The sequence below is a fragment of the Pelagicoccus albus genome, from assembly GCF_014230145.1.
Taxonomy (GTDB): domain Bacteria; phylum Verrucomicrobiota; class Verrucomicrobiia; order Opitutales; family Opitutaceae; genus Pelagicoccus; species Pelagicoccus albus.
In genome coordinates this window covers 87,872-108,999 of record NZ_JACHVC010000008.1, presented here as the reverse complement: position 1 = coordinate 108,999, position 21,128 = coordinate 87,872, and the positions used below count along the sequence as shown (strand labels likewise).

The 21,128-nt window shown below is 53.8% G+C and carries 14 protein-coding genes; 12 read left to right on the top strand and 2 right to left on the bottom strand.

Features of this window, described 5'->3' with window-relative positions:
• The gene (locus H5P27_RS08905) at nucleotides 1-837 is read right to left on the bottom strand and encodes a polyphosphate polymerase domain-containing protein (RefSeq protein ID WP_246462593.1); all 837 of its coding nucleotides are present in this window, start codon (nucleotides 835-837) and stop codon (nucleotides 1-3) included.
• 145 nt (nucleotides 838-982) lie between these two features.
• Nucleotides 983-2,941 carry a lamin tail domain-containing protein gene (locus tag H5P27_RS08900; protein WP_185660054.1) on the bottom strand — a complete coding sequence of 653 codons (1,959 nt, stop codon included), beginning with the start codon at nucleotides 2,939-2,941 and terminating at the stop codon, nucleotides 983-985.
• A 192-nt stretch (nucleotides 2,942-3,133) separates the two neighbouring features.
• Between H5P27_RS08900 and H5P27_RS08895 the strand changes: the two genes are divergently transcribed.
• From H5P27_RS08895 to H5P27_RS08840, 12 genes are all read left to right on the top strand, one after another.
• Nucleotides 3,134-3,811 carry a response regulator gene (locus tag H5P27_RS08895; RefSeq protein ID WP_185660053.1) on the top strand — a complete coding sequence of 226 codons (678 nt, stop codon included), beginning with the start codon at nucleotides 3,134-3,136 and terminating at the stop codon, nucleotides 3,809-3,811.
• A gap of 9 nt (nucleotides 3,812-3,820) precedes the next feature.
• Nucleotides 3,821-5,536, top strand: a complete 1,716-nt coding sequence (locus H5P27_RS08890) for an ATP-binding protein (RefSeq protein ID WP_185660052.1) — start codon at nucleotides 3,821-3,823, stop codon at nucleotides 5,534-5,536.
• Nucleotides 5,537-5,601: 65 nt separating this feature from the next.
• Entirely contained in the window at nucleotides 5,602-6,342 is a 741-nt protein-coding gene (locus tag H5P27_RS08885) for a LytR/AlgR family response regulator transcription factor (RefSeq protein ID WP_185660051.1), read from the top strand.
• A 310-nt stretch (nucleotides 6,343-6,652) separates the two neighbouring features.
• Entirely contained in the window at nucleotides 6,653-11,032 is a 4,380-nt protein-coding gene (locus H5P27_RS08880; protein WP_185660050.1) for a lamin tail domain-containing protein, read from the top strand.
• 126 nt (nucleotides 11,033-11,158) lie between these two features.
• Complete coding sequence (locus H5P27_RS08875; RefSeq protein WP_185660049.1) at nucleotides 11,159-12,019, top strand: UbiA family prenyltransferase; 861 nt, start codon at nucleotides 11,159-11,161, stop codon at nucleotides 12,017-12,019.
• Between the two features lie 61 nt (nucleotides 12,020-12,080).
• On the top strand, nucleotides 12,081-13,241 hold the full coding sequence (locus tag H5P27_RS08870; protein ID WP_185660048.1) for a 3-dehydroquinate synthase: 1,161 nt from the start codon (nucleotides 12,081-12,083) through the stop codon (nucleotides 13,239-13,241).
• An 18-nt stretch (nucleotides 13,242-13,259) separates the two neighbouring features.
• A complete protein-coding gene (locus H5P27_RS08865; RefSeq protein ID WP_185660047.1) occupies nucleotides 13,260-14,624 on the top strand; it encodes an alkaline phosphatase family protein in 1,365 nt (454 codons plus the stop codon).
• Nucleotides 14,625-14,686: 62 nt separating this feature from the next.
• Nucleotides 14,687-16,432: a DNA repair helicase RadD gene (gene radD / locus H5P27_RS08860; protein WP_185660046.1), complete on the top strand. Its 1,746-nt coding sequence runs from the start codon at nucleotides 14,687-14,689 to the stop codon at nucleotides 16,430-16,432.
• 127 nt (nucleotides 16,433-16,559) lie between these two features.
• Nucleotides 16,560-17,396, top strand: coding sequence for an HAD family hydrolase (locus H5P27_RS08855; protein ID WP_185660045.1), 837 nt, complete (start codon nucleotides 16,560-16,562; stop codon nucleotides 17,394-17,396).
• An 87-nt stretch (nucleotides 17,397-17,483) separates the two neighbouring features.
• Nucleotides 17,484-20,429 (top strand): intermembrane phospholipid transport protein YdbH family protein, encoded by a 2,946-nt coding sequence (locus H5P27_RS20065; protein WP_185660044.1) that lies wholly within the window; start codon nucleotides 17,484-17,486, stop codon nucleotides 20,427-20,429.
• 4 nt (nucleotides 20,430-20,433) lie between these two features.
• Complete coding sequence (locus tag H5P27_RS08845; protein ID WP_185660043.1) at nucleotides 20,434-20,688, top strand: hypothetical protein; 255 nt, start codon at nucleotides 20,434-20,436, stop codon at nucleotides 20,686-20,688.
• 30 nt (nucleotides 20,689-20,718) lie between these two features.
• Nucleotides 20,719-21,111 (top strand): DUF1318 domain-containing protein, encoded by a 393-nt coding sequence (locus H5P27_RS08840; protein WP_185660042.1) that lies wholly within the window; start codon nucleotides 20,719-20,721, stop codon nucleotides 21,109-21,111.
• The last annotated feature ends 17 nt before the right edge of the window (nucleotides 21,112-21,128 follow it).

Sequence of the window (21,128 nt, the reverse complement as noted above, 5' to 3'; positions counted from 1 at the left end):
CTAAAAGTGACAACGCTCAGAGGTAGCGGAGTAAGACCCTCCACCAAACAGCGACTCGAGGCGCATCGCCGTCGAATACTTGCAAAAACCGCTACGAACCAAACCGAAGTGGCGGATCATCGTAGGTATCCACACCGGAACTCCGAGAGCTGATTTGACCTCGAGAATCATTCCAGCAAAGGGTCTACGCAATCCGACTTCTGTATCCATAACCCGCCAACCCGTTGGCTCCGCTCCGAAAAACCGATACCCCTCGGCTTTGCGATACCTAAGATTACGATCCATCGTAACACGAACCGACCGGTCCTCCGTGCCGATCCAAGACTCCCTATCATAGCGAATATGAAGGACTGGGCGGGCTCCAATGCTCCTGCTAAGACGCAAAAACTCGATATGGTTGCGAGTTTCCTCTTCCGTCGCGAAATGAGGGATACAATTGGGATCCGTGTAAAGCTCATCCCTATACTCGCTCATCGAAACGCGAGAACGGGTCTTGCACACATAGTCGGTCTCCTTCCGCTTCACCTCGAAAAATACCGTGCCGTTCAGATCGGTGCCGTAGGTACGGACTCTCAGCTTGAAACGGTTCACGAGCTTTCTCTCCTTGGCAAAATGCAGTGATAGGCTGGGTGAATCAAGCTGCAGGGTGGATACAGTGTAGGAGGGAGGATGGCCCACCGCATTAGGATCCTTCTCACAAAACATTTGAACGTAGGCGCGGATATCGTCCGCCATCGAGGCGGGCACAATGTACTTAAACTCGTGCCGCACCCGCGGGACGATAACCAGCGGCTTCCCATCGGGGCCCGCCACACTGCCTTGCCCTAGACCGATCATCACCAAGTCATCGGGCTATCGCAAAGACTCCCCTTATCGAGAACCCCAGCGTCCAACATTTTAGATCCAATCCGTTCCATTTTTTCGGGGCGGATTTTAAATGTTACAATATGAAGACAACATGAAGCAGAGATGAAGTGGCACGCTACTCCGCAGCAGCGCTTTCAACCCTGCAAACCAGCCTCCAAAACACAAATTCTGGCACGCTCGCACTGGCCCAGCTCCAAGCAAGATCCTGCATGCCCTCCTCTAGGCGGTTGGTAACGCTCACTTCGTCCGCGGTGGCGACGGACCAATCCGATAGGTCGACGCTCCGCTCGAGGGAGATTTCAACGTCTGCCGGAGCGAGCGAGCGGCTGACTGCAATCTCAAGCGAATCTCCCCCTCCGGCCCAACTTAAGGCCAAGGCATCCCCCGAATCAGGAGAACGCGGGTCCAATCCGAGAGCATATTCGTAAGCGTTGGGCAAACCGTCCGAATCGAAATCCCCCTCCACTGATGTCGCCTCCGAACTGAGTTCACTCTCTGAAAAATTCGCTTCCGCCCAAGTTTGGTACGATTGGGTCGCCACCCAGCCAGGAGAGCCGGAGAGCCCCGAACTATCCCGCCAGTTCGTCGGCTCCAACCCAAGGCCATTCAAGTCAATCCTCTCGATACTCAAACCCGTGCCCAAGGCTCCCACAGGCCAGGGAGAGCTCGGAAGATAGGGAACTCGATCTACATCCATGTAGGGCACGTAGATCTCTCCACTATCGAGCTCGTCCGGTGGGTCGGCGTACAAGAGAGCAACCTGCTCGCCCTCGTTGCTCAACGAGCCTTCGTAGGGACCGAATATCTGTAGATCTTCCGGCAAAGCCCAAAGCGCTCGGGCCTCTTCCGCCTCCACGCTCACCAGCAGGGCAACCTCGCCAGCCTGCAGGCTGACTCCTTCCGGAAACTGGTAGCCGATACCTTCGACCTGCCAGGTATTCTCCGGGTTTTCCGTATCGTAAAGTAGAACCTCCGAATCGCTGACATTTGTTATCTCCAAATATTCCACGCCCCCCGAAACCGGATCATACAAGATCTCGCTTATCACCACAGGGCCAATTAGCGGATCTCCATTTTCATAGCCAAAACTGTTCTCCTCTAGAAAAGTAAGCCACTCAGAGCCCTGCGAATCGACCACACGGCCGAAACTGACTCCATTGTCAGAGTCGCCAAAAACAAATCCATGGCGGTACCCAGTCAGGTTCCCCTCTCCATCGCCCGAGTAGAGCCAGACCTCGTCTCCATGGCTATCAAACCGGAAACCGTCGTCCCCTAGAACGTCCGGACCAAAATTGGATTCCGTAAAGACAATATACCCACCCGCCTCGATCACACTTCCTTCCGGTAGCGAGAAACGAAGCGGCAAAGCGGGATCGTCCGTCAAATACCAACCGCTCACGTCGACCGCTTCATCGGTGGGGTTATAAAGCTCGACCGAATCCACCTGCGGCAAATCCGTGTGCGCCAAGATCTCATTGACCAAGACTCCAGCCACATCCGCCTGCGGGTCTTCTTCTCCAGGCGATCCGCCGACAGCGAAACTAGCCCTCCATTCACCACCTACGCTGGGATCCTCAGGCCAAAATTCCTCGTCCCTCAAGACGATCGAGTACCCGAGCCCGTCCGCCGAAGTCGGCCATGGGCTTTCGTCCCCATAAGTCACTTCGAGAAGGGTCTCTCCCTCCGCATCCGCGATCTCGATACGTTCACCGCCATTACCAAGCTGCCCTTCGTATTCGCCAAAGACTGACACCTCTGGGTACATCGCGGAAAAGGCTTCCTCGTTCGACACCAATACGAGCCCCTCGCCCGCGTCCAGGCCGCTACCAGCGGCAAAGGTGTACTCCACCCCGTCGGCGAAAACGACTTGAGACAAATCCAGATGCTCATCCCCCTTATTGAAAAGCTCTAGAAACTCCAGTTCCTGCCCGTCGTAGTCCTCGAAATCTGCCGGATTATACATGATCTCCGTCAGAACCATCGAAGCGCTAGCCAAAGCAGCCTGTCCCAAGCCGTTCGCCAACAAGCAAACGAGGCTTGTTAAGCAAAAGTAATCCCTCCTCGAAATGCCCATTTTATGATAAGCTCAGTGGCTTGAAAATCGCTCCGTCAACAAGTGTCGTTGCGAGTCACAAGCTCAGCAAAGGCCCACATAATAGCACCCCGAAAATGAACGGAAGATGAATGGCAGTAAAACAAATGTTTTTTGCAACAATCTAATACAAAGGGCTTTACAAATCGTAACACAAACCATTGCGTGCAAATTATGAGAGTACTCATCGTAGAAGATTCACCCATTTTGCTCCAGTCAGTCACTCTGGCTCTGCAGCATTCAGGGTACGCCGTGGACGGTGCCGACAACGGCATCGACGGCCTGCATCTCGCTGAACAGAACCAATATGACGCTATCATCCTGGACATCATGCTACCAGGCTTGGATGGGCTCTCTATTATGGAAAAGCTGCGGGCTAAAAACAACCGCTGCCAAGCCATGTTCCTGACCGCTCGCGACACTGTGGATGATCGCGTCAAAGGACTTCAACTGGGAGCCGACGACTATCTGGTAAAACCATTCGCTATCGAGGAGTTGCTCGCTCGCGTCCAGGCCCTATGCCGTCGCGCTCACGGACAAGCCAATTCCAAAATCGAGGTAGACGACCTGACCATCGATACCAATTCGCGCAAAGCCTTCCGAGCCGGCCAAGAGATCGATCTGACCGCTCGCGAGTTCAACCTTCTCGAATACCTCGCCATGCGAGCCGGGTCTCTGGTCAGCAGGACCGAAATCGAAGACCATATCTATGACGACCTTGTATCGCCCATGAGCAACGTAGTCGACGTAGGCATCTACACGCTGCGAAAGAAGATCAAGGTCACTGAAAATTCCGCACAACTCATACATACCCGCCGCGGACTGGGCTACGTCCTCGAACTCCGAGCCTAGCTTACACGTATGAAATCGATCCGCAGCAAGCTGACGCTCACTCTGCTAGTCTCCATGGGGCTAGTCTGGATCGTCACGCAAAGCTTCGTGTATCGAGCGATCGAAAGCGTCACCATACAGAGCTTCGACCAAGAGCTCGAAAGCATAGAAAAAGACGTATCCTTTTTTCTGAGACCCGTTTTTGGACGATTCGATAGGGGGCCACGCGACCGCGGGGGCATGCCGCCGGGCCCACCATCTGGGGGCGATTCCGGCCCAAGTTTTGGCGGCCCGGACTTCGGCGGCCCGGACTTTGGCCGATCAGGCCGGTCGAGCCAAACTCAAGGAGGCGAAGTTCTAGCCCTCGAAGACCAACCTCTTTTGTCAGAGCAAAAAAGCGACGCCCCGCCTCCACCACCTCAAGAATCGGATGACTTCAGCTTTGGACCCGCAGAATTCTCGCAGAGAGCCAAAATGTTCTCCGAGAAAGACAGCGGATTGTACTTCGCTGTTTACAAGGATGGGGTTGTCGAAAGCAAATCCCCCAGCCTAGGCGACTACGAGCTGCCCATTCTAGAGAACGCCGGACGCCGCACGTTCTGGGACTACGACCTGCCCAATGGCGATCGAGTTCGAGTTATGGCTACCCGCTCACCCTCTTTTGGCCCTCCCGGGGATGGATTTCGCAACGATGAACCCAGTGAAGAAGCCCCCCCTAGCGAAGACGTACAAGAAGAAGGTTTCCGCAACGATGGCCCGCCGCGCGATCGAGAGCGCAAAATACAAACCGTCGTATTGGCTAGGAGTCGTTCGGAGCTAGACGCTTCCCTAAAACGATACCTCTATGCCTTTTTGGGAATCGGCCTTTGCGGCGCCTTCGCTACAGTCGCGCTAGTTAACTACCTTCTAGGCGTCGGATTGAAGCCGTTAAAGAAGCTCGCCGCCCAAGTGGAGACTATCGACGAGAGCAACTTGGACATTCGTATTGCCACAGACGATACTCCACGCGAACTCATTCCCGTAAACACTTGCCTTAACGATCTGCTCAAACGCTTGGAACAAAGCTTCGATCGGGAAAGGCGTTTTAGTTCCGACGCTTCGCACGAACTCAGAACTCCAGTAGCCGAGCTAACCACCCTATCGGAAATCGCTATCAAATGGCCCGAAAGCGCTCCATCGGATGGATACGAAAAGGTGCTAGGGATCAGTAAACGCATGGAGATGATATTGGATGGTCTCCTCAAGCTCGCGCGCTTGGATGCGGGACAAGTGGAAAAAGACTGCCAGCCAGTCGACCTAACGTCTCTAGTCCAAAAGATCTGGAAACCGCACAAGAAATTCGCCGACGCCAAAGGGATCACCACCACCATAGACATCCCACAAGGCGAGACCCTACAGACCAACGCAGACTTGTTCGCCCTGATTCTGAATACGCTATTTTCAAACCTAAGCGAGTACGCGCCTAGTTCCAGTGAAGCTAGGATATATAAGAAAGAACTAGAATCAGGAATCTGCGAACTTGTAGTTGAAAATCAAGCGCCGGAACTAACATCCCAAGATGTCGAACACATGTTCGAGCGATTCTGGCGAAGAGACTTTTCTCGCACCGGTTCGAATCACAGCGGACTCGGACTATCCATCGCTCTGGCTAGCGCCAAGGCACTGAATTTGAAAATAAAGGCAGAGCTTTCCCTCCAGCAAACGCTCTCCTTCCACGTTCGTTATTCCAAGAAAAATAGAAACTGAGAAAACAAAACTCCTGAATATGAAGCGCCCCCTTAGCAGAAATATTCTGAAACCAAACTTTGGAAATGAGACCTTTAAAAACCGTTATCATAGACGAGGAGCAACCAACAAGGGAACTGCTGAGCACCTTGCTATCCAGTGATCCGGCCATCGAAACTATTGAATCGACCGGCACCATGGGAGTCGTGCTCAACACGCTGAAACACCACTCCGTGGATATTCTGCTTTCGGATATTAAGAAAGCGCCCGAGGAGATGATCGAGTTCGCCACCGCCGCCGGAAAAACGACTCGTCCCTACCTCATCTACACCTCACACCAAGCGGATCACGCAGTCGCAGCTTTCGATAGGCAAGCCGATGATTTCCTGCTGAAACCAATTTCCCAAGAGCGGCTCAGCCAAGCGATTGATCGGGCGCAACGCCATATCGAAAAAACGAAAGCCGCCAAGCAGAACGAACCGCTCAACCGATTCGAAGCGCACTCTGGGAACCGAACATCCTACATCGCCCCCGATGATATCGACTGGGTCGAAGCAGCAGGCAACTATGTTTCCCTACATGTGGGCGAACAACAGTGGATGCTACGTTCAACCATGTCACACTTTGAGAATTTGATCTGCAACGGAGCACCCTTTCTTCGCGTATCCAGATCGGCCATCGTAAACCTGCGCAAGGTTTCACAACTCATCCGAATAAACCCGAAGAAAAAACACATCATGTTGTCGAGCGGGCAAACCATACCGCTCACCATACCGACAAAAGAGCTCACAGACCGAATCGCGATCTCCACAGACCTGAGAAGCTGACGGTATTTCATCTACGGATACACCCCCTTCGTCCCGAAACGAAGCCATGGTACCGTTTTGCCAAAAGCCTGCGGCAAAGAGCACAAACCTCCTCCTAAAACTACCTGCAATCTAAATGTCCACACCACACATACACCCCAAAACTAAAATTAAAGATCCTCATTTCATAAATTTGGCTGAAGCCCATTCTTTCCAGACACGTAATGTGTCAATTCATGGTTGGGCGCGCGGTGGCGGCGCCGCGCGCCTCTCACGATCTATCCTTTCGTTTGGGGCGATTGCCTTCGCTGGAGCTTTAAGCGCAAGCCCAGTGATAAACGAGATCATGTTCCGCTCCGGTACCGGTTACCCAGAGGATACCAGCAAAGAATTTATTGAGATCTATAATCCTGATTCCGAATCGGTAGACCTCTCAGGTTGGGCCTTAACCAACGGTGTGGACTACGTTTTCCCCGAAGGATCGAGTATCGCTTCCGAAGGTTTCGTCGTGGTCGCTTCCGACCCCAGCCAGATCAGCTCGGCCTCCACCGTGTACGGCCCTTGGGAGTCGGGAGACAAGCTTTCCAACGATGGAGAGAAAGTCACTTTATCCAAACCCGACGGAGACGACTGGGAGTCTGTCGATTCCGTCACCTACGCAGACGAGGGGGATTGGGCGACACGCACATACAACACGACAGACGGATGGGATTGGTCCTCTGCCGCCAACGACTCGGGAGCTTCCCTTGAACGTCGCGTAGCTACGCTCGACTCCGGCAACGGTCAAAACTGGGGCAGCTCCTCCTCCACAGGAGGCACCCCGGGCGCGGTCAACTCACTGGCCGTTTCCGATATCGCTCCGGTCATCACCAAGGTAACACATTCGCCCGCTATTCCCACGAGCTCCGATACAGTCACTGTTACCTGTAAATTAACCGACTTGGAAGATCAGGACCTCTCTGCCACACTCTACTGGCGCGACGCCTCCTCGACCAGCCCCGGCTCATTTTCTACGGTCGCTATGACCCTAAATGAAAATGGGCTGTACGAGGCCGAAATCGGGGCCATGACCGACGGTTCTATCGTCGAGTTCTACGTATCCTCAACCGACGGTACCAATTCACGCACCTGGCCCGCAGAAAATGCAGTGGGACAAACAACGAACTGCAACTACTTCGTTTTAGACGAAGAGATCACCGGACTCGCTCCTTCCTACCACCTCATTCTCACCGCATCCGAAGAGGCAGCATTCCAGTCTGTTAACCGCAATCTGGATACAAAGTTCAACCTCACCCTTATCGCGACTCAAGGCGATGACGTCACCATTCGCTATAACACTGCCATGCGTATTCGGGGAAACAGCAGCAGACAGCTCACCTACCCGCCGCTGCGCATTTATATGCCTCGAGACAATCAATGGAACGATGTCAGCCGCTTCATGCTAGCGCCTCGCTCTTCCCCTTTCCAATTCGTAGCCCACTCTATGATGCGAATGGCGGGCCTAGTCGCCTCGGACGTAACTCCCGTCAACCTTCGCCACAACGGAGCGCAAGAAGCGACCTATGGATCTTCGGGAAACTGGGGGCTATGGTGCCGAGTCGAGGATTTCAACAGCGACTATCTGGACAATCACTTCTCCGACGCTGAATCCTCCCAGCTATACCGCAAAGTCTCCACCTCAAACTGGTCGACCAACTACTCGGTACCATCTACCCCAGATGGAACCTATTCGGGCTGGGACAAACAATCCGACTCCGCTGCCAACGACTGGTCGGACGTAGTCGCCTTCTCCGAAAAATGGCAGGAAGTCGCCGCCAGTCACTTCACAGGTGAAACCGCAGGCGACATTGCCTCGGGTACATGGGATGGCTCCGCATTCACCGACGCCGAAGTCGCCGAACTAAATACCGTTTGCGACATCGATTATTTGGCGCGTTGGCTCGCCTGCATGACGGTACTGCAGGCTCGCGAGCAAAATCTCTCGACCGGAGAAGACGATGACTATGCAGCCGCCTTCGTCTACGACGGAGAGTACACTCGAATGTATCCACTTCCCCACGATCTGGATACAATTCACGGATTTGGAGAGTCCGTTATCGCCTACAATTCCTACGGTCTCTACGACGTTACCGAAGTCGACACGCTGAACCAGCAGGGAGCGATGCAATCATCGCTAATATACCCGCTTCTCCCCTTGCTAGGCGACTCCACTCGAGAAGGTAACGCGGCATTTCGCCAGACCTACCTTGATGCCATCAGAGAGCTGTTTGGCACCGTGTTCAATGCCGACACTTCGGAAACAGACTACCCGACCTACTACGCGTTCATAGACAACCATCTTGGAGAATGGTTTTCGGATGAAAACAGAACTACTATTAAGGAATGGATGACCAACCGACAAACCTATCTTCTAGGACTCATCGGTGAAGAGAAAATAGTACCATCGGTCGCGACAAGCTCAGCGAGCTCCCAAAGCTCCACTACCGGCGACCTGCGTATAAACGAGATCGTTGTATCGAACAATACCTTACTTGAGGTCGACGGGATGTATCCGGATGTCATAGAGCTCTACAATGCTTCAAGTTCCTCTATCGACCTCGCAGGGTATTCGTTGAGCGACGACATCGACGACCCCACCGCATATGTGTTCGAATCCGGCGCCAGCCTCGCAGCAAACTCCTATCTGCTTGTCTACGCCGACGGTGACGAGGTCGATTTTAAACTAAGCGCAGACGGCGAATCCCTTTACCTTTTTGATCCCGATGGCACTTTGATCGATAGCCTGAGCTTCGGTCCTCAAATGGCGGATACTGCCATAGCTAGATCCAGCTCTGACCCATCTCTTTGGGCCTTGGCAACGCCATCTCTCGGCTCGGCAAACCCCGCCTCCACCGCGCTCGGGTCTCCAGCAGAGCTTCGGATAAACGAGTGGACCGGCAATACGAACTACCTCGTTTCCGAGGATTTCATTGAGATCTACAACCCGACCTTGAACGCCGTTTCCCTCGCAGGCCTTTCCTTGACGGATAACCTTGCTCGCGAGCCCGAACTCTACGTTTTCCCCGACCTGAGCTACCTGCCAGCAAACGGGTTTCTGCGCCTAGACGAGGATACATTGGGATTCAAACTAGACCGCATATCCGACTTCATACACCTGATCGGCTCAAACGGGGCCCTAATCGATTCCGTAGATATCACCTCGCAATTTGCGGACCACTCCACCGGGAGGGAAACAGATGGCAGCGATACGTGGGCCGATTTCGAAATCCCAACCCCCGGCGTATCCAACGCGACAGACATGTCCACCTACTCCAACTTGATCGACTCGCTGAGGATTACAGAGATTCTCTACAACCCTTCCGAGGGGAAAGACTACGAGTTCATCGAGCTGCAAAACATGGGGAGTTCCACCTTGGACCTCTCCGGCGTACGAATCGCCGACGGCGTCGAATACACCTTCCCCGCTGGTACCACCTTGGGAGCTGAAGCATACATCGTTGTGGCCAAGGATACAGAGGCCTTTACAGAAGCCCATCCTGACGCCTTGGATACATTGGCTGCAGGCGAATACACAGGCTCGCTTTCCAATTCGGGTGAGAAGATTGCCCTCCTTTTACCCAACCCTCTTGACCTGAACATCCTGCGTTTTGAGTACGATGGGGGCTGGTCCGATTTGGCAGATGACCACGGTTATTCCCTCGTCATAAAAGAAGGTCTGGGAACGGAAGTGGAACTATGGGATCTGGCTTCCAGCTGGACAACCTCCGGAGTCGCAGGCGGCTACCCTGGAGGAGTGGAGCCACCGCTTGTAACGAGCGCCACGGCTGAAAACGCAACCATCGGAGAGACCTACTCTTACCAGATAACCGTAAACAAGACCGTCGACAGTTACGCCGCAAGCGGACTTCCCGATGGGCTCACCCTATCCAGCAGCACTGGCTTGATCTCCGGCACACCCAACGAAGCGGGAACCTTCGAAATCGCCCTCAGCGCAGCCGCGACAACCGGAACAGCCTCCGCTCTGCTCACCTTGACCATCGCCAGTAGCGGAGGACTAGCCTCCTACTCTTGGGGCTTCGCGCCCGACACAGTCGATTCGGGGCAGCCGTTTTATGCTCGTATCAATGCATTGGATGCAGACGGAAGGTTGGTCGAATTCTACGAAGGCACGGCGACCTTTTCTGCGCTAGCCGGCTCGACCGTTCTGGTTACCTCTCCCCAAGAGATCTCCTTCGAGGCGGGAGTTTTCGAGGGCCCCCTCGTCGTTGAGACCATCGCCACCGAAGCGACGCTAGTCGTCGAAGATGCAGAAGGAATTTCTGGATCCTTCCAGTACGCCACTGTTCAAGACGCTACCGATTCCGATGGGGACGGCCTGCCCGACTACTGGGAAAGCCTGTACGCACTGGACTCCGCAGAGGCCGATGAGGACAACGATGGCCAGTCGAACATAGCAGAGTATCTAAGCGGCACTTCGCCTATCGACCCGAATTCAAATCTAAAGATTCAGTCCGACGCAGTGGATAGCGACGGCTATATCAACTACCAATGGCAAAGCGTCAGCGCCCGGAACTACATCGTCGAACAGAGCGTTGACCTAGTGGATTGGGTCGAAGCTGAAGAAGTGCTCGCCACGACAAGCGAACTCCAAACCGGACGCGTGGAAGCAGCGGTAGGCAGCAAAACCTTTATTCGAATCAGGCTCGAATAGTTCAGCAACCATTTGTTACCCCGACAAAAGCAGCGGTCAGCCTCCCAGCCTTCGGGTTGGGGGGCTGTATCGTTTTAGCAGCTTACCTCTTTTCTTTTCCGGAAACTCCCGCATCCTCCCGTTTCCGTGACGAATCTCCGAACTCATCTCACACTTGCCCGGGCCTCTAACCTGCCCACCGTTTGGTCAAATATCCTTTGCGCTTGGATCATCGTAGGCGGGTACGAATGGCTCCAGTTCGCCTCCTACGCGATCGGCGGAACCTTGCTCTACACCGGAGGCATGTACCTCAACGACTATTTCGATCGCGAGTTCGACTCCGAATTTCGTCCCGAGCGCCCGATCCCTTCGCAGCAAATTTCACCCGTTACGGTCAGAAACATAGCCGCAGCCCTACTCCTGGTCGGATTTGCCGGCTTCGCCTGGACCGGCTTGCTACCCGCCGCCTTCGCGGCGGGAATCGTTGCCTGCATCGTCATCTACGACTTCAGCCACAAAGGGAATGCCGCCTCGCCCCTCTTCATGGCAGCCTGCCGAGCGCTCCTTTATCTCGCGGTCGCGAGCTCCTACGAAAATGGAATCGACACCTACAACCTCATCGCAACAGGCACGATTTTCACCTTCATCCTGGGAGTGACTTACCTTGCCCGCGGGGAGTCGACCACCAATGCGATCGATTATCCCGCCCTCGCGATGGCAGCCGCCCCGGTACTCGGAGCTTTCTACTATCGCTCCGACTACTTCGACGCCCAACGCGGCGCGGTCTTAGCCCTTTTCGCCGCTTGGAACGCGCGATCTTTCCTGAGAGCTAGAGTAGACGGAGAACTCATAATCGGAAAGACGATCGGACCCTTGCTGGCCTCCATTCCCATCCTTGACCTTCTCATCCTATCGACGCTCGGTTTGGCCAACCAAACCCATCTCATCGTTTTCGTGGCCCTGTTCGCACTCACAGCGACCGCCCAAAAAACAATCCCCGCCAGCTAAATCCAAGCTCTCAAAATTTCGCAACCCTCTGCCCCTTTTCTTCGTGGTTTCCAGTACCAACATGACGCTTCTCCCGAGTATCGAGCACTCCATACAAATCCCCTACCAGCTAAGGGTCCTTTTTACCGAAAACGCATTTGCCCCCGACAATTCCTTGTTGCTCGACTTACTTGACCCGCAGGGTGTCGGCTTCAGAAGCAAGGTGGCATTCTATCTGGATGAAGGTGTCGCTCAAGCTTCGCCCGGCCTCGTCGAACAAATCGAAAGCTATTGCCAAAAACACAAAGATGCCCTCGACCTGCGCGGTATCTCCCTCCTACCCGCCGGAGAGGCCATTAAAAATACCTCGTCTTACTTGAGGAAGATCTACGAGGAAATCGAGGATTGGAAGATCTGCCGCCACTCGTACGTGATCGCCATCGGAGGAGGGGCTTTGCTCGATGCGGTCGGCTTCGCCGCAGCGACCGCTCATCGCGGGATTCGTCATATCCGTTTTCCCACTACAACGCTTGGGCAGGGGGATGCAGGAGTAGGTGTGAAAAACGGTGTCAATTACCTCGGGAAGAAAAACTTCGTAGGCACCTTCGCCCCACCTTTCGCGGTGGTAAACGATTTCGCATTCCTAAAGACCTTGCCGGAGAAGCACCTCCGCAACGGCTTCATCGAAGCCATCAAAGTTGCCCTCGTACGAGACGCTGCCTTTTTTGACTGGATTGAAATCAATGCGGATTCGCTGATTCGCTCCGAAGCCCAAGCGGTGCAGGAGCTCGTACATCGCTCCGCCCAGCTTCATGTCCAACATATCGCCACCTCAGGCGACCCCTTCGAGCTCGGTTCCGCCCGTCCGCTCGACTTCGGACACTGGGCTGCTCACAAACTCGAGCAGCTTTCCGATTTCCGTCTTAGTCACGGCGAAGCTGTAGCCATCGGGATAGCCCTCGATACACTCTATTCCTTGAAGAAGGGTTTCCTAGATCACCCCAGCGCCTCTCGAATCCTATTCCTGATTCGCCGGCTCGGATTCGCCACTTACGCAAAAGAGATTGAGCAAAAGTCTGCGAACGACGAAAACGCCGTGATCGCTGGTCTGGAAGAGTTTCGCGAACATTTGGGCGGCATGCTCACCATCACCTTACTGACTGGCATCGGCAGTCGAATCGAGGTCCACGAAATGGATACGGATATAATCCTCGAGTCCATCGGCGAGCTGCCCAGAGGCTAGAAGCTAAACGCGAATAAAATGCGTCGTACCGCCGTAATCAATATCGTCGCTTTATCGGCTCGTCTGATCGGTCCCCACACCCCGAACATCCTCGCCTACGCGAGGAAGCAAAATCAGGCATCCTATTCGCCCTCCTTCCCGGCCCTCACCTGCACGAGCCAATCCGATATTCTCACAGGCAAAAAGCCCAGCGAACACGGCATCGTAGCGAACGGCTGGTACAACCGAGACTACTCGGAGGTTCATTTCTGGAAGCAATCCAACCACTTGGTCAAAGCCCCAAAAATCTGGGAAACCCTGAAGAAACGCGACCCGGAGTTCACCTGCGCCAAGCTATTCTGGTGGTACAATATGTATTCTACCGCAGACTACACCATCACGCCACGTCCCATGTATCCCGCGGATGGCAGGAAGGTATTCGACATTTATACTCAGCCGATGGGGATGCGGGAAGAAATCAAGAAGGACCTCGGTGAGTTTCCCTTCTTCACTTTCTGGGGACCCAAAGCCGGTATCGAGTGCTCCCAATGGATCGCCAAATCCGCTATGTGGACTGAGGAAAAACAGAGCCCCACCCTTTCGCTCGTCTACCTTCCCCACTTGGACTACAACCTGCAACGACTTGGCCCCAAGCATCCCGACATCGCTAAGGACTTGCAGGCCATCGACAGCGTGGTCGGCGAGCTGATAGACTTTTACGAGGCAAGAGGAGTGCAAGTCATCCTCCTCTCCGAATACGGTATCACGGACGTCGATACACCAATCCACATCAACAGGGCCCTAAGAGAAAAGGGCTGGCTGAATACCAAAGAAGAGCTTGGCCTAGAACAGCTAGACGCAGGGATCAGCCAAGCCTTTGCCGTCGCCGACCACCAAATCGCCCATGTTTACCTGAACGACTCTAGCATAGCCCACGAAGTACGCGAAACCCTTCTATCTCTGCAGGGAGTCGATCAAGTCTTGGACCGCAACCAGCAAAAAGACTTGGGCATCGATCACGAGCGCAGCGGAGATTTCATAGCCGTGGCCAATGAAAACGCTTGGTTCACCTACTACTATTGGTTGGACGATAACAAAGCCCCCGACTTCGCTCGAACGATCGACATCCACCGCAAGCCCGGCTACGACCCGGTGGAGCTCTTCATAGATCCAAAGCTAAAGCTTCCACCCGCCCGGATCGCAAAATTCCTACTCAAGAAAAAGCTCGGCTTCCGCGCCCTACTAGACGTCATCCCCCTAGACGCCAGCCTCGTAAAAGGCTCTCACGGCTGCCGCCCAAGCAACAAGCAAGATTGGCCCGTATTGATATCGCCCTTACAAGCACCGGAGAACCTAGAATCCATCGACATCCACGACCTGCTCCTGTCTCACTTTGAGCAATGAAAATGCGATCCCAATTTAACTTGCTCTATTTGGTATAGACCACGGAGACACTCGCCCCATTTATGTACAAGCTCAGGACCTACCAGCAGGAGGCTGTTGACAGCACCTTGAACCACTTTCGGCGAAAGCGGACTCCGGCCGTTATCGTTTTGCCGACGGGTGCCGGTAAGAGCTTGGTCATTGCGGAACTGGCCAAGGTCGCCAAAGGACGCGTACTGGTGCTTGCCCACGTCAAGGAACTAGTCGAACAAAACCACCTCAAATACCAAAGCTACGGTCTCGAAGCAGGAATCTATTCTGCGGGACTGAACCAGAAGGACAGCAAGCAAAAGGTCATCTTCGGCAGCATTCAATCGGTTGCGAACGCCAGCGACGACTTCTTTGAAGACTTCACACTGCTCGTTATTGACGAGTGCCATCGCGTCGGCCTTGAACCGGACAGCCAGTACGCAAAAGTCATCACGCGGCTCAAGCTCAGCAACAGCCGAATCTGCATCCTTGGCCTCACTGCAACCCCATATCGCCTTGGGCTTGGATGGATCTACAACTACGCTCTACGCGGAGAAGTGAAAACGCTGGAGATGCGTTTCTTCAAGAGCTGCATCTACGACCTTCCGCTAGAATACATGATCCGAAATGGTTATCTAACCCCTCCGGTCAAAGTCGATATCCCTGTCACTTCCTACGACTTTTCCGAGCTCACCGAAGGCGGCAAGGAGTACACCATGGCTCAACTGGAGAACGCGCTGCAGCAACAAAGACGCCTGACGCCTCTGATCATAAAGAACATCATAGACATAACCGAGAGCTACCAGCGGCAAGGTGTCATGATCTTCAGCTCCACCGTGAAGCACGCCCAGGAGATTATGAAGTGCCTGCCCGAAGGCCAAGCTCGCCTCGTCCTCGGGGAAACCGAAGCAGTGGATCGGGATAAAATAATCGAGGAGTTTAAGCGGAAAAACTTCAAATACTTGGTTAACGTATCGGTCTTAACCACGGGATTCGACGCTCCTCACGTGGACGTTATTGCCATCCTTCGTCCAACCGAATCGATCAGCCTCTACCAGCAAATCATCGGGCGTGGTCTTCGACTGGATACAGCAAAGAAGGACTGCCTCGTTCTAGACTACACAGGGATGGGCCACAGCATTTTCAGCCCAGAGATAGGCGAAAAGAAAACCGTATCCGAATCAGTCGCCGTGCAAGTCCCTTGCCCGGAGTGCGGATTCATCAACGACTTCTGGGGAATAGTCGACGACGATGGGAACGTAATCGAACACTTTGGCCGCAAATGCCGAGGTGGTAAGCAAAATCCGGATACTTATGAATTCAGGCCCTGTGGCTATCGCTTCCGCTTCAAGGTCTGCGAGCGTTGTTCCGCCCAAAACGACATCACCGCTCGCGAATGCAGCAGTTGCGGAAACATACTCATCGACCCGGACACAAAGCTAAAGCAAGCCAAGCTCTCCAAGGATGCCCACGTCCTAACGCCCGATTCCATAGAGATGCTAGAACGCTTCGACAAGAACGGGAACCCTTACTTACAGGTCAAATACTACGACTACGACGCCCGCTTCCTGGCCGAGATCCATTACCTCAACAACCCAACCAGCCTCAAGAAGTTCAACGTCAACTTCCTCAGGTCCCATTTGCGACGTCCCGAACTAAAGCTAAATATTCGCTCCGTAGAAGAGGTAGTTAAAATGCAACCACAGCTTAGGATGCCGGCCTTTGTTATCGGGAGGAAGCAAGGCAAGTTCTGGAAGATCACGGAGAAAATCTTCAGCGAAGAGCTGGGTCAAAAATGAACAATTCAACAGGATCGCCCACTCGCGATTCGCATATTCCGCAGTCAAAAATGAAGTCTCGCGTTCTATAACTTGTAACAACTCTAGACTCGCGACTTTTCTGGAACTGCAGAGTCTGTTGCCGAAGATGAGCCAAAATCCAGCATCCACTTTTCATCCAATCAAAGCCGTAGCCATCGACTTGGACGGCACTCTCCTTTCTCCGGACCACACAATTTCCGAGGAAAACCGTGCAGCGATCGAGACGCTACACGCCTCCGGAGTCGAAATCATCCTCGCTTCTGGTCGCCACTACCAGAGCATGCTTCCCTACGCCAAAAGCCTGCCCATGGTTCGCTACATGGTCTCTGCACAGGGAGCCTACGCTAGCGATGTCGATAACAGTCAAACCCTGTACGTGTCGCATATGCCAACTGACGATGCGGACGCAGCCATCACTTTTGGCGAGGAGCATGGCCTTTCTATCGTGGTCTATACCGCTGCCGGGCTCTTCACCTTAAGCAAAGGAAAATGGATCGATTTCTACGCCAGTTTGGCAGGGCTCGACCCGACTTTCACCACGCACGAGGAAGTCCTGAAAGAACACATTTTCAAGGTGGTCTACTTTGGCGAAGAGGAGAAGCTGGACGAGGTTCAGCAGTTGGACTTCCTCAGCAAGAGCCAGCTCTACACAGTTCGCTCCATGACTAATATCTACGAGCAGGCGGACCCCAAAACCTCAAAGGCCGCTGCCTTAAAGCCCTTGATCGAACACCTTGGAATCCAAGCCTCCGAGCTCGCGACCTTTGGTGACGGCAACAACGACATCCCAATGTTCGAATTTTCTGGCTTCTCCGCAGCCATGGACCGTGCCTGGGATGGCCCCAAAGCCGCCGCCACCCTAGTGACCCCCGATGGTCCGCCGGAATCTTCCTTCGCCCGCGCCGTGCAGGCCATGCAGACCCATTACCGCAAGCTGGCCTAAGCAAGGCCGACGCGAAAAGGATTCGCTGTCGTAGAAAAAGAGGGAGCCTAGTGGACAATCGTTTGTCGCACTGATAATCCTGCCCTCGTGAATCCTCGCTTGCAAAAGTCTCTTCGAATTTCCCTCCGCATCGCACTAGCGGGAGGAGCTTTGCTACTTTTGCTCATCTGCGTTTTCTGGTTTACGAGAATCTCGACCGCAAGTCGCCTCGTTCGAAGCTACCTTGAGGATAACGGATTCCAAAAGGCGGAATTCGATCTGGTTTCCCTGCAGCTCGATTCGCTGGAGGTAGAAAACGTCACACTGGAGAGGGACGAAACGTCTCTCCAATTGAGAAAGCTGAGTCTCAGCTACGACCTATCGGAGCTCATCAACAATCAGCGAATACAAGAAGCCCACATCGAGGGGGCTACACTCGTCCAAGCTTTGGAATCAGGTGAATCGTCCCCTTCCGAGGACACAGACTCTTTCGTTTTGGAAGATCTGCAAACTTACTTCTCTTACTTCGATCTTTCCGCGATTGGCCCACTGCCCTTTGACCGTATCCAAATAGCCGATTCAACAACGGAGTTCGTGATCGATGGTAAAACCATCAGTCCCAAAATCGAGGCAACGTTTGTAGCGAAAGCCGACCAAAGTCTCGACATCGAGCTCCAACTCGAAGAGCCAAGTGGCACTCTCCATTTACTGGGCACACTCTACGATCCTAATACATCCGAATTCAGTTTAGACCTGCGGCTGAAAGATCCCAGCCAAGCCCTCTCCTACTGGTATCCAGATTGGCGAAACAGCCTGCCGGACCTTTCTCGAATAGAAAGCGGGCCAGTAGAGATTCAAATAAAGCTACCCGCCGCTGTGCAGGATTCTCGAAACATTGATTTCTCAATCGAGATCCAGGACCTCAGAACAGACTACGAAGAAGTGGTGGCTCAAATCCCGCGACTCTCGCTGAGGAGTTCCTTCAACAGCTTCGATAACATCCCCGCAACTCTAGAGTTTTCCGTCCAGCAATTAGCGCGAGACACGCTTAGCCTGAGTCCCGACTCCAATTTGAAGTTCGGAATCGAACTGAAGGACTTCTCATTTTTGAAGATCCAAAGTCTGACCCCGATTCCATGGAACTACGATACCGACTACATCAGTGGATCGAGCAAACTCACCGCGACCTACAAGCTCAACGACGAGACAGCCCCCTTATGGGCTGTACTAGAAGATCCGCAGATCGAGCTCAGCGACTACACTCTAACGCCGCTCTTCGCCGAGCTAGAAGGCGACTTCGATGAGCTCCGCTTTACAACCGAGGAGCTTGGGCTGGCTGATTTTCCAGAACACCGCCTCTCTGCTGGTTACGGAAACATTCTAATTCCTGAGGACGAGACCGAACCCATAGCAGTCACCTTCAATGCAGAATCCCTCTCCGATCCTATCATCTTAAACGAAGAAACAGCAGGTATTCCCGTATTCACGATTTCCTTATCGACCGAAGTGGGCGACGAATCAACTCGGAGTCTAATCACCGTCGCTTCCAAAGACCAGCAAAGCTACCTGAACCTACCAGGACTCGCCACATTGAAGGGAACCCTCGCTGCAAACGTCGACCTCAATCAGAGCGAGGCTACCGAACTCTTTACCGGCAGCGTTAAACTCGACGCATCCAACCTTTCAATACAGTCCGAGCCGCTATCGGGCAATGGCGTCAACATTCAATCTCTTATCAGCTTCCGCGACTTGGATTCGGACTCGCTGACAAGCGACGAATTTCCGAGCGAGCCGACAATAGCGGATCTACTGGACAAACTCCAAGTCACCTTAGACTGGCAAGCCAACGAATTGGATCTGCCCAATGCCAGCGCGAAATGGAGCGGCGGAAGCCACTCTCTAGCGGGAATCGATGGTAGCATCCAATTTTCCAATACACTAAGCCTTGGAATCGTCGCTCTTGACACCATCCAAGTGGAACAGGTTTATGTGGAAAATTCGAATCAGGGATCTTTGAGCCAGATGTCAGGGAGCGTGGCGTTCAGCTCCCTTTTGGCCGGGACAAGTATCGAGCTCTCAAGCAAGTACGAGGCCCTCGATCTTCTGGATGAGCCAAAGCTAAGTGGCGACTTCGAGCTATCGCCCATTTCCCTCTTCCACTCCGACCTGCCCTCCTTGCTCATTCCTGAACTCGCAGGCCTCACCGTTTCCGGCAACCTTTCCGCCTCTGGGTCCTTTCACTCCGACCGGGACAGTTCCGACTCCAGCTTTCACACGATCTTGCAAGAAGGCCTCGTCGAATACCCCGCGTCTCAAATCACCGCTTCCGGCATCGAAGTGGATCTGCAAGTCGATTCTCTAGCCAATCTCGACAGCGCAGAACATCGCTCCCGACTCACCATCGACAAGCTGAAGGCCGGCGATTTCGAGGCTCACGACGCCAAAGCCCAGTTTCGCATTCTCGAGGGTACCCAACTGGCGATCGACTCCGCCGACGTTTCCCTCTTCGACGGAAAAGCCCTGCTTCGCACCTCCGATATCCCTATCGATGGCTCGGATTTCCAGAGTTCCGTTCGACTAGAGCACCTTTCATTGGCCGAGCTTTCCCGTTACGCCCAAAGCTTCGAGGGCGAGATGGACGGACGATTGAGCGGCGAGCTCCCTTTCCGAGTGAAAGACGGCGAATTCCAGCTCCTGCGGGGTTCTCTCAACCTTCCCCCCAACACCACCGCCACCTTGCTCTACAATACCAAAGGGCTTCTCACCGAGGACGATACAGAGGCTCCGGCCGAAAAACCCACCTTCTCCGACCGTGTTCTGAAGTTTCTCAAAATCGATCCCGACCGGGCCGCCGAGGAGGCGCTGGGCAACATCACTCTCACCCGCTTCGATGCGGAATTGTTCCCTGAAGACTCGCCCGACATGCCTATTACGATTAGGATGGAAGGCACCGCTCATTCCGGCGTGGCGGAAATACCGGTGGTGATCTCCACGCAAGTTTTCGGATCGATGAGTGAATTATATAACTTTCTCATTCGTCTAAACTCACTCTGAAGCTATGTTAAACAAACAGTCCGCCTCGGCTAAGCGTCACAAAATAAAACCAACCAACGTGAAAATCCAAACCTCCCTCCTTGCCCTCGGCTCCCTTTGCCTGGCCCTGACAGGTTGCATCAGCGTCAAGACTCACAGCAGTTTCGACCCGATCTACCTAAACCTGACCATCGACCTAAAGGTTCAGCTACAGAAGGAATTGGCCAATGTCTTCGATGACATCGACGCCGCTTCAGCCACTGTAAACGCCTCCGAATAAACCCGCCTCAAAACACGAATTTCTGCCACGATGAAAACGATATCCATCTCCCGAATACTCCCCCTTTTCGCCCTACTCTTTGCGATCTTGCCTAGTTTCGCCCAAGCCCAGAACCAGGACGAGGAAGCGATCAAGCAGCGACTCATCGAGCGAGTTGCCCAAGTCGACGCCCTCAAGCTCGAGGGTAAAGTCGGCGAAAACAACAAGGGGCTACTCGAGCAACGAGCCATGCTCAAACCCGCCGAGACCCAGCTGATGAACTCGGAAAACGCAGACCGCCGGGCCCTCTACACTATCGTGGGACAGAAGCTCGGTCTTACCGCCACCCTCGTTGGCCAAGGCAGAGCGGAAGACTTGCGGGCCAAGTCAGCTAGCGGCGTTTGGGTGCAAGCTCCGGACGGAACTTGGTCGCAGAAGGGCTAAAGCAGCTCAGCCGCCCG

Excerpts from the sequence above, each read along its gene's own strand:
- H5P27_RS08905 (WP_246462593.1), bottom strand. The coding sequence starts at position 837 with ATGATCGGTCTAGGGCAAGGCAGTGTGGCGGGCCCCGATGGGAAGCCG.
- H5P27_RS08900 (WP_185660054.1), bottom strand. The coding sequence starts at position 2,941 with ATGGGCATTTCGAGGAGGGATTACTTTTGCTTAACAAGCCTCGTTTGC.
- H5P27_RS08895 (WP_185660053.1), top strand. The coding sequence starts at position 3,134 with ATGAGAGTACTCATCGTAGAAGATTCACCCATTTTGCTCCAGTCAGTC.
- H5P27_RS08890 (WP_185660052.1), top strand. The coding sequence starts at position 3,821 with ATGAAATCGATCCGCAGCAAGCTGACGCTCACTCTGCTAGTCTCCATG.
- H5P27_RS08885 (WP_185660051.1), top strand. The coding sequence starts at position 5,602 with ATGAGACCTTTAAAAACCGTTATCATAGACGAGGAGCAACCAACAAGG.
- H5P27_RS08870 (WP_185660048.1), top strand. The coding sequence starts at position 12,081 with ATGACGCTTCTCCCGAGTATCGAGCACTCCATACAAATCCCCTACCAG.
- H5P27_RS08865 (WP_185660047.1), top strand. The coding sequence starts at position 13,260 with ATGCGTCGTACCGCCGTAATCAATATCGTCGCTTTATCGGCTCGTCTG.
- radD (WP_185660046.1), top strand. The coding sequence starts at position 14,687 with ATGTACAAGCTCAGGACCTACCAGCAGGAGGCTGTTGACAGCACCTTG.
- H5P27_RS08855 (WP_185660045.1), top strand. The coding sequence starts at position 16,560 with ATGAGCCAAAATCCAGCATCCACTTTTCATCCAATCAAAGCCGTAGCC.
- H5P27_RS08845 (WP_185660043.1), top strand. The coding sequence starts at position 20,434 with ATGTTAAACAAACAGTCCGCCTCGGCTAAGCGTCACAAAATAAAACCA.
- H5P27_RS08840 (WP_185660042.1), top strand. The coding sequence starts at position 20,719 with ATGAAAACGATATCCATCTCCCGAATACTCCCCCTTTTCGCCCTACTC.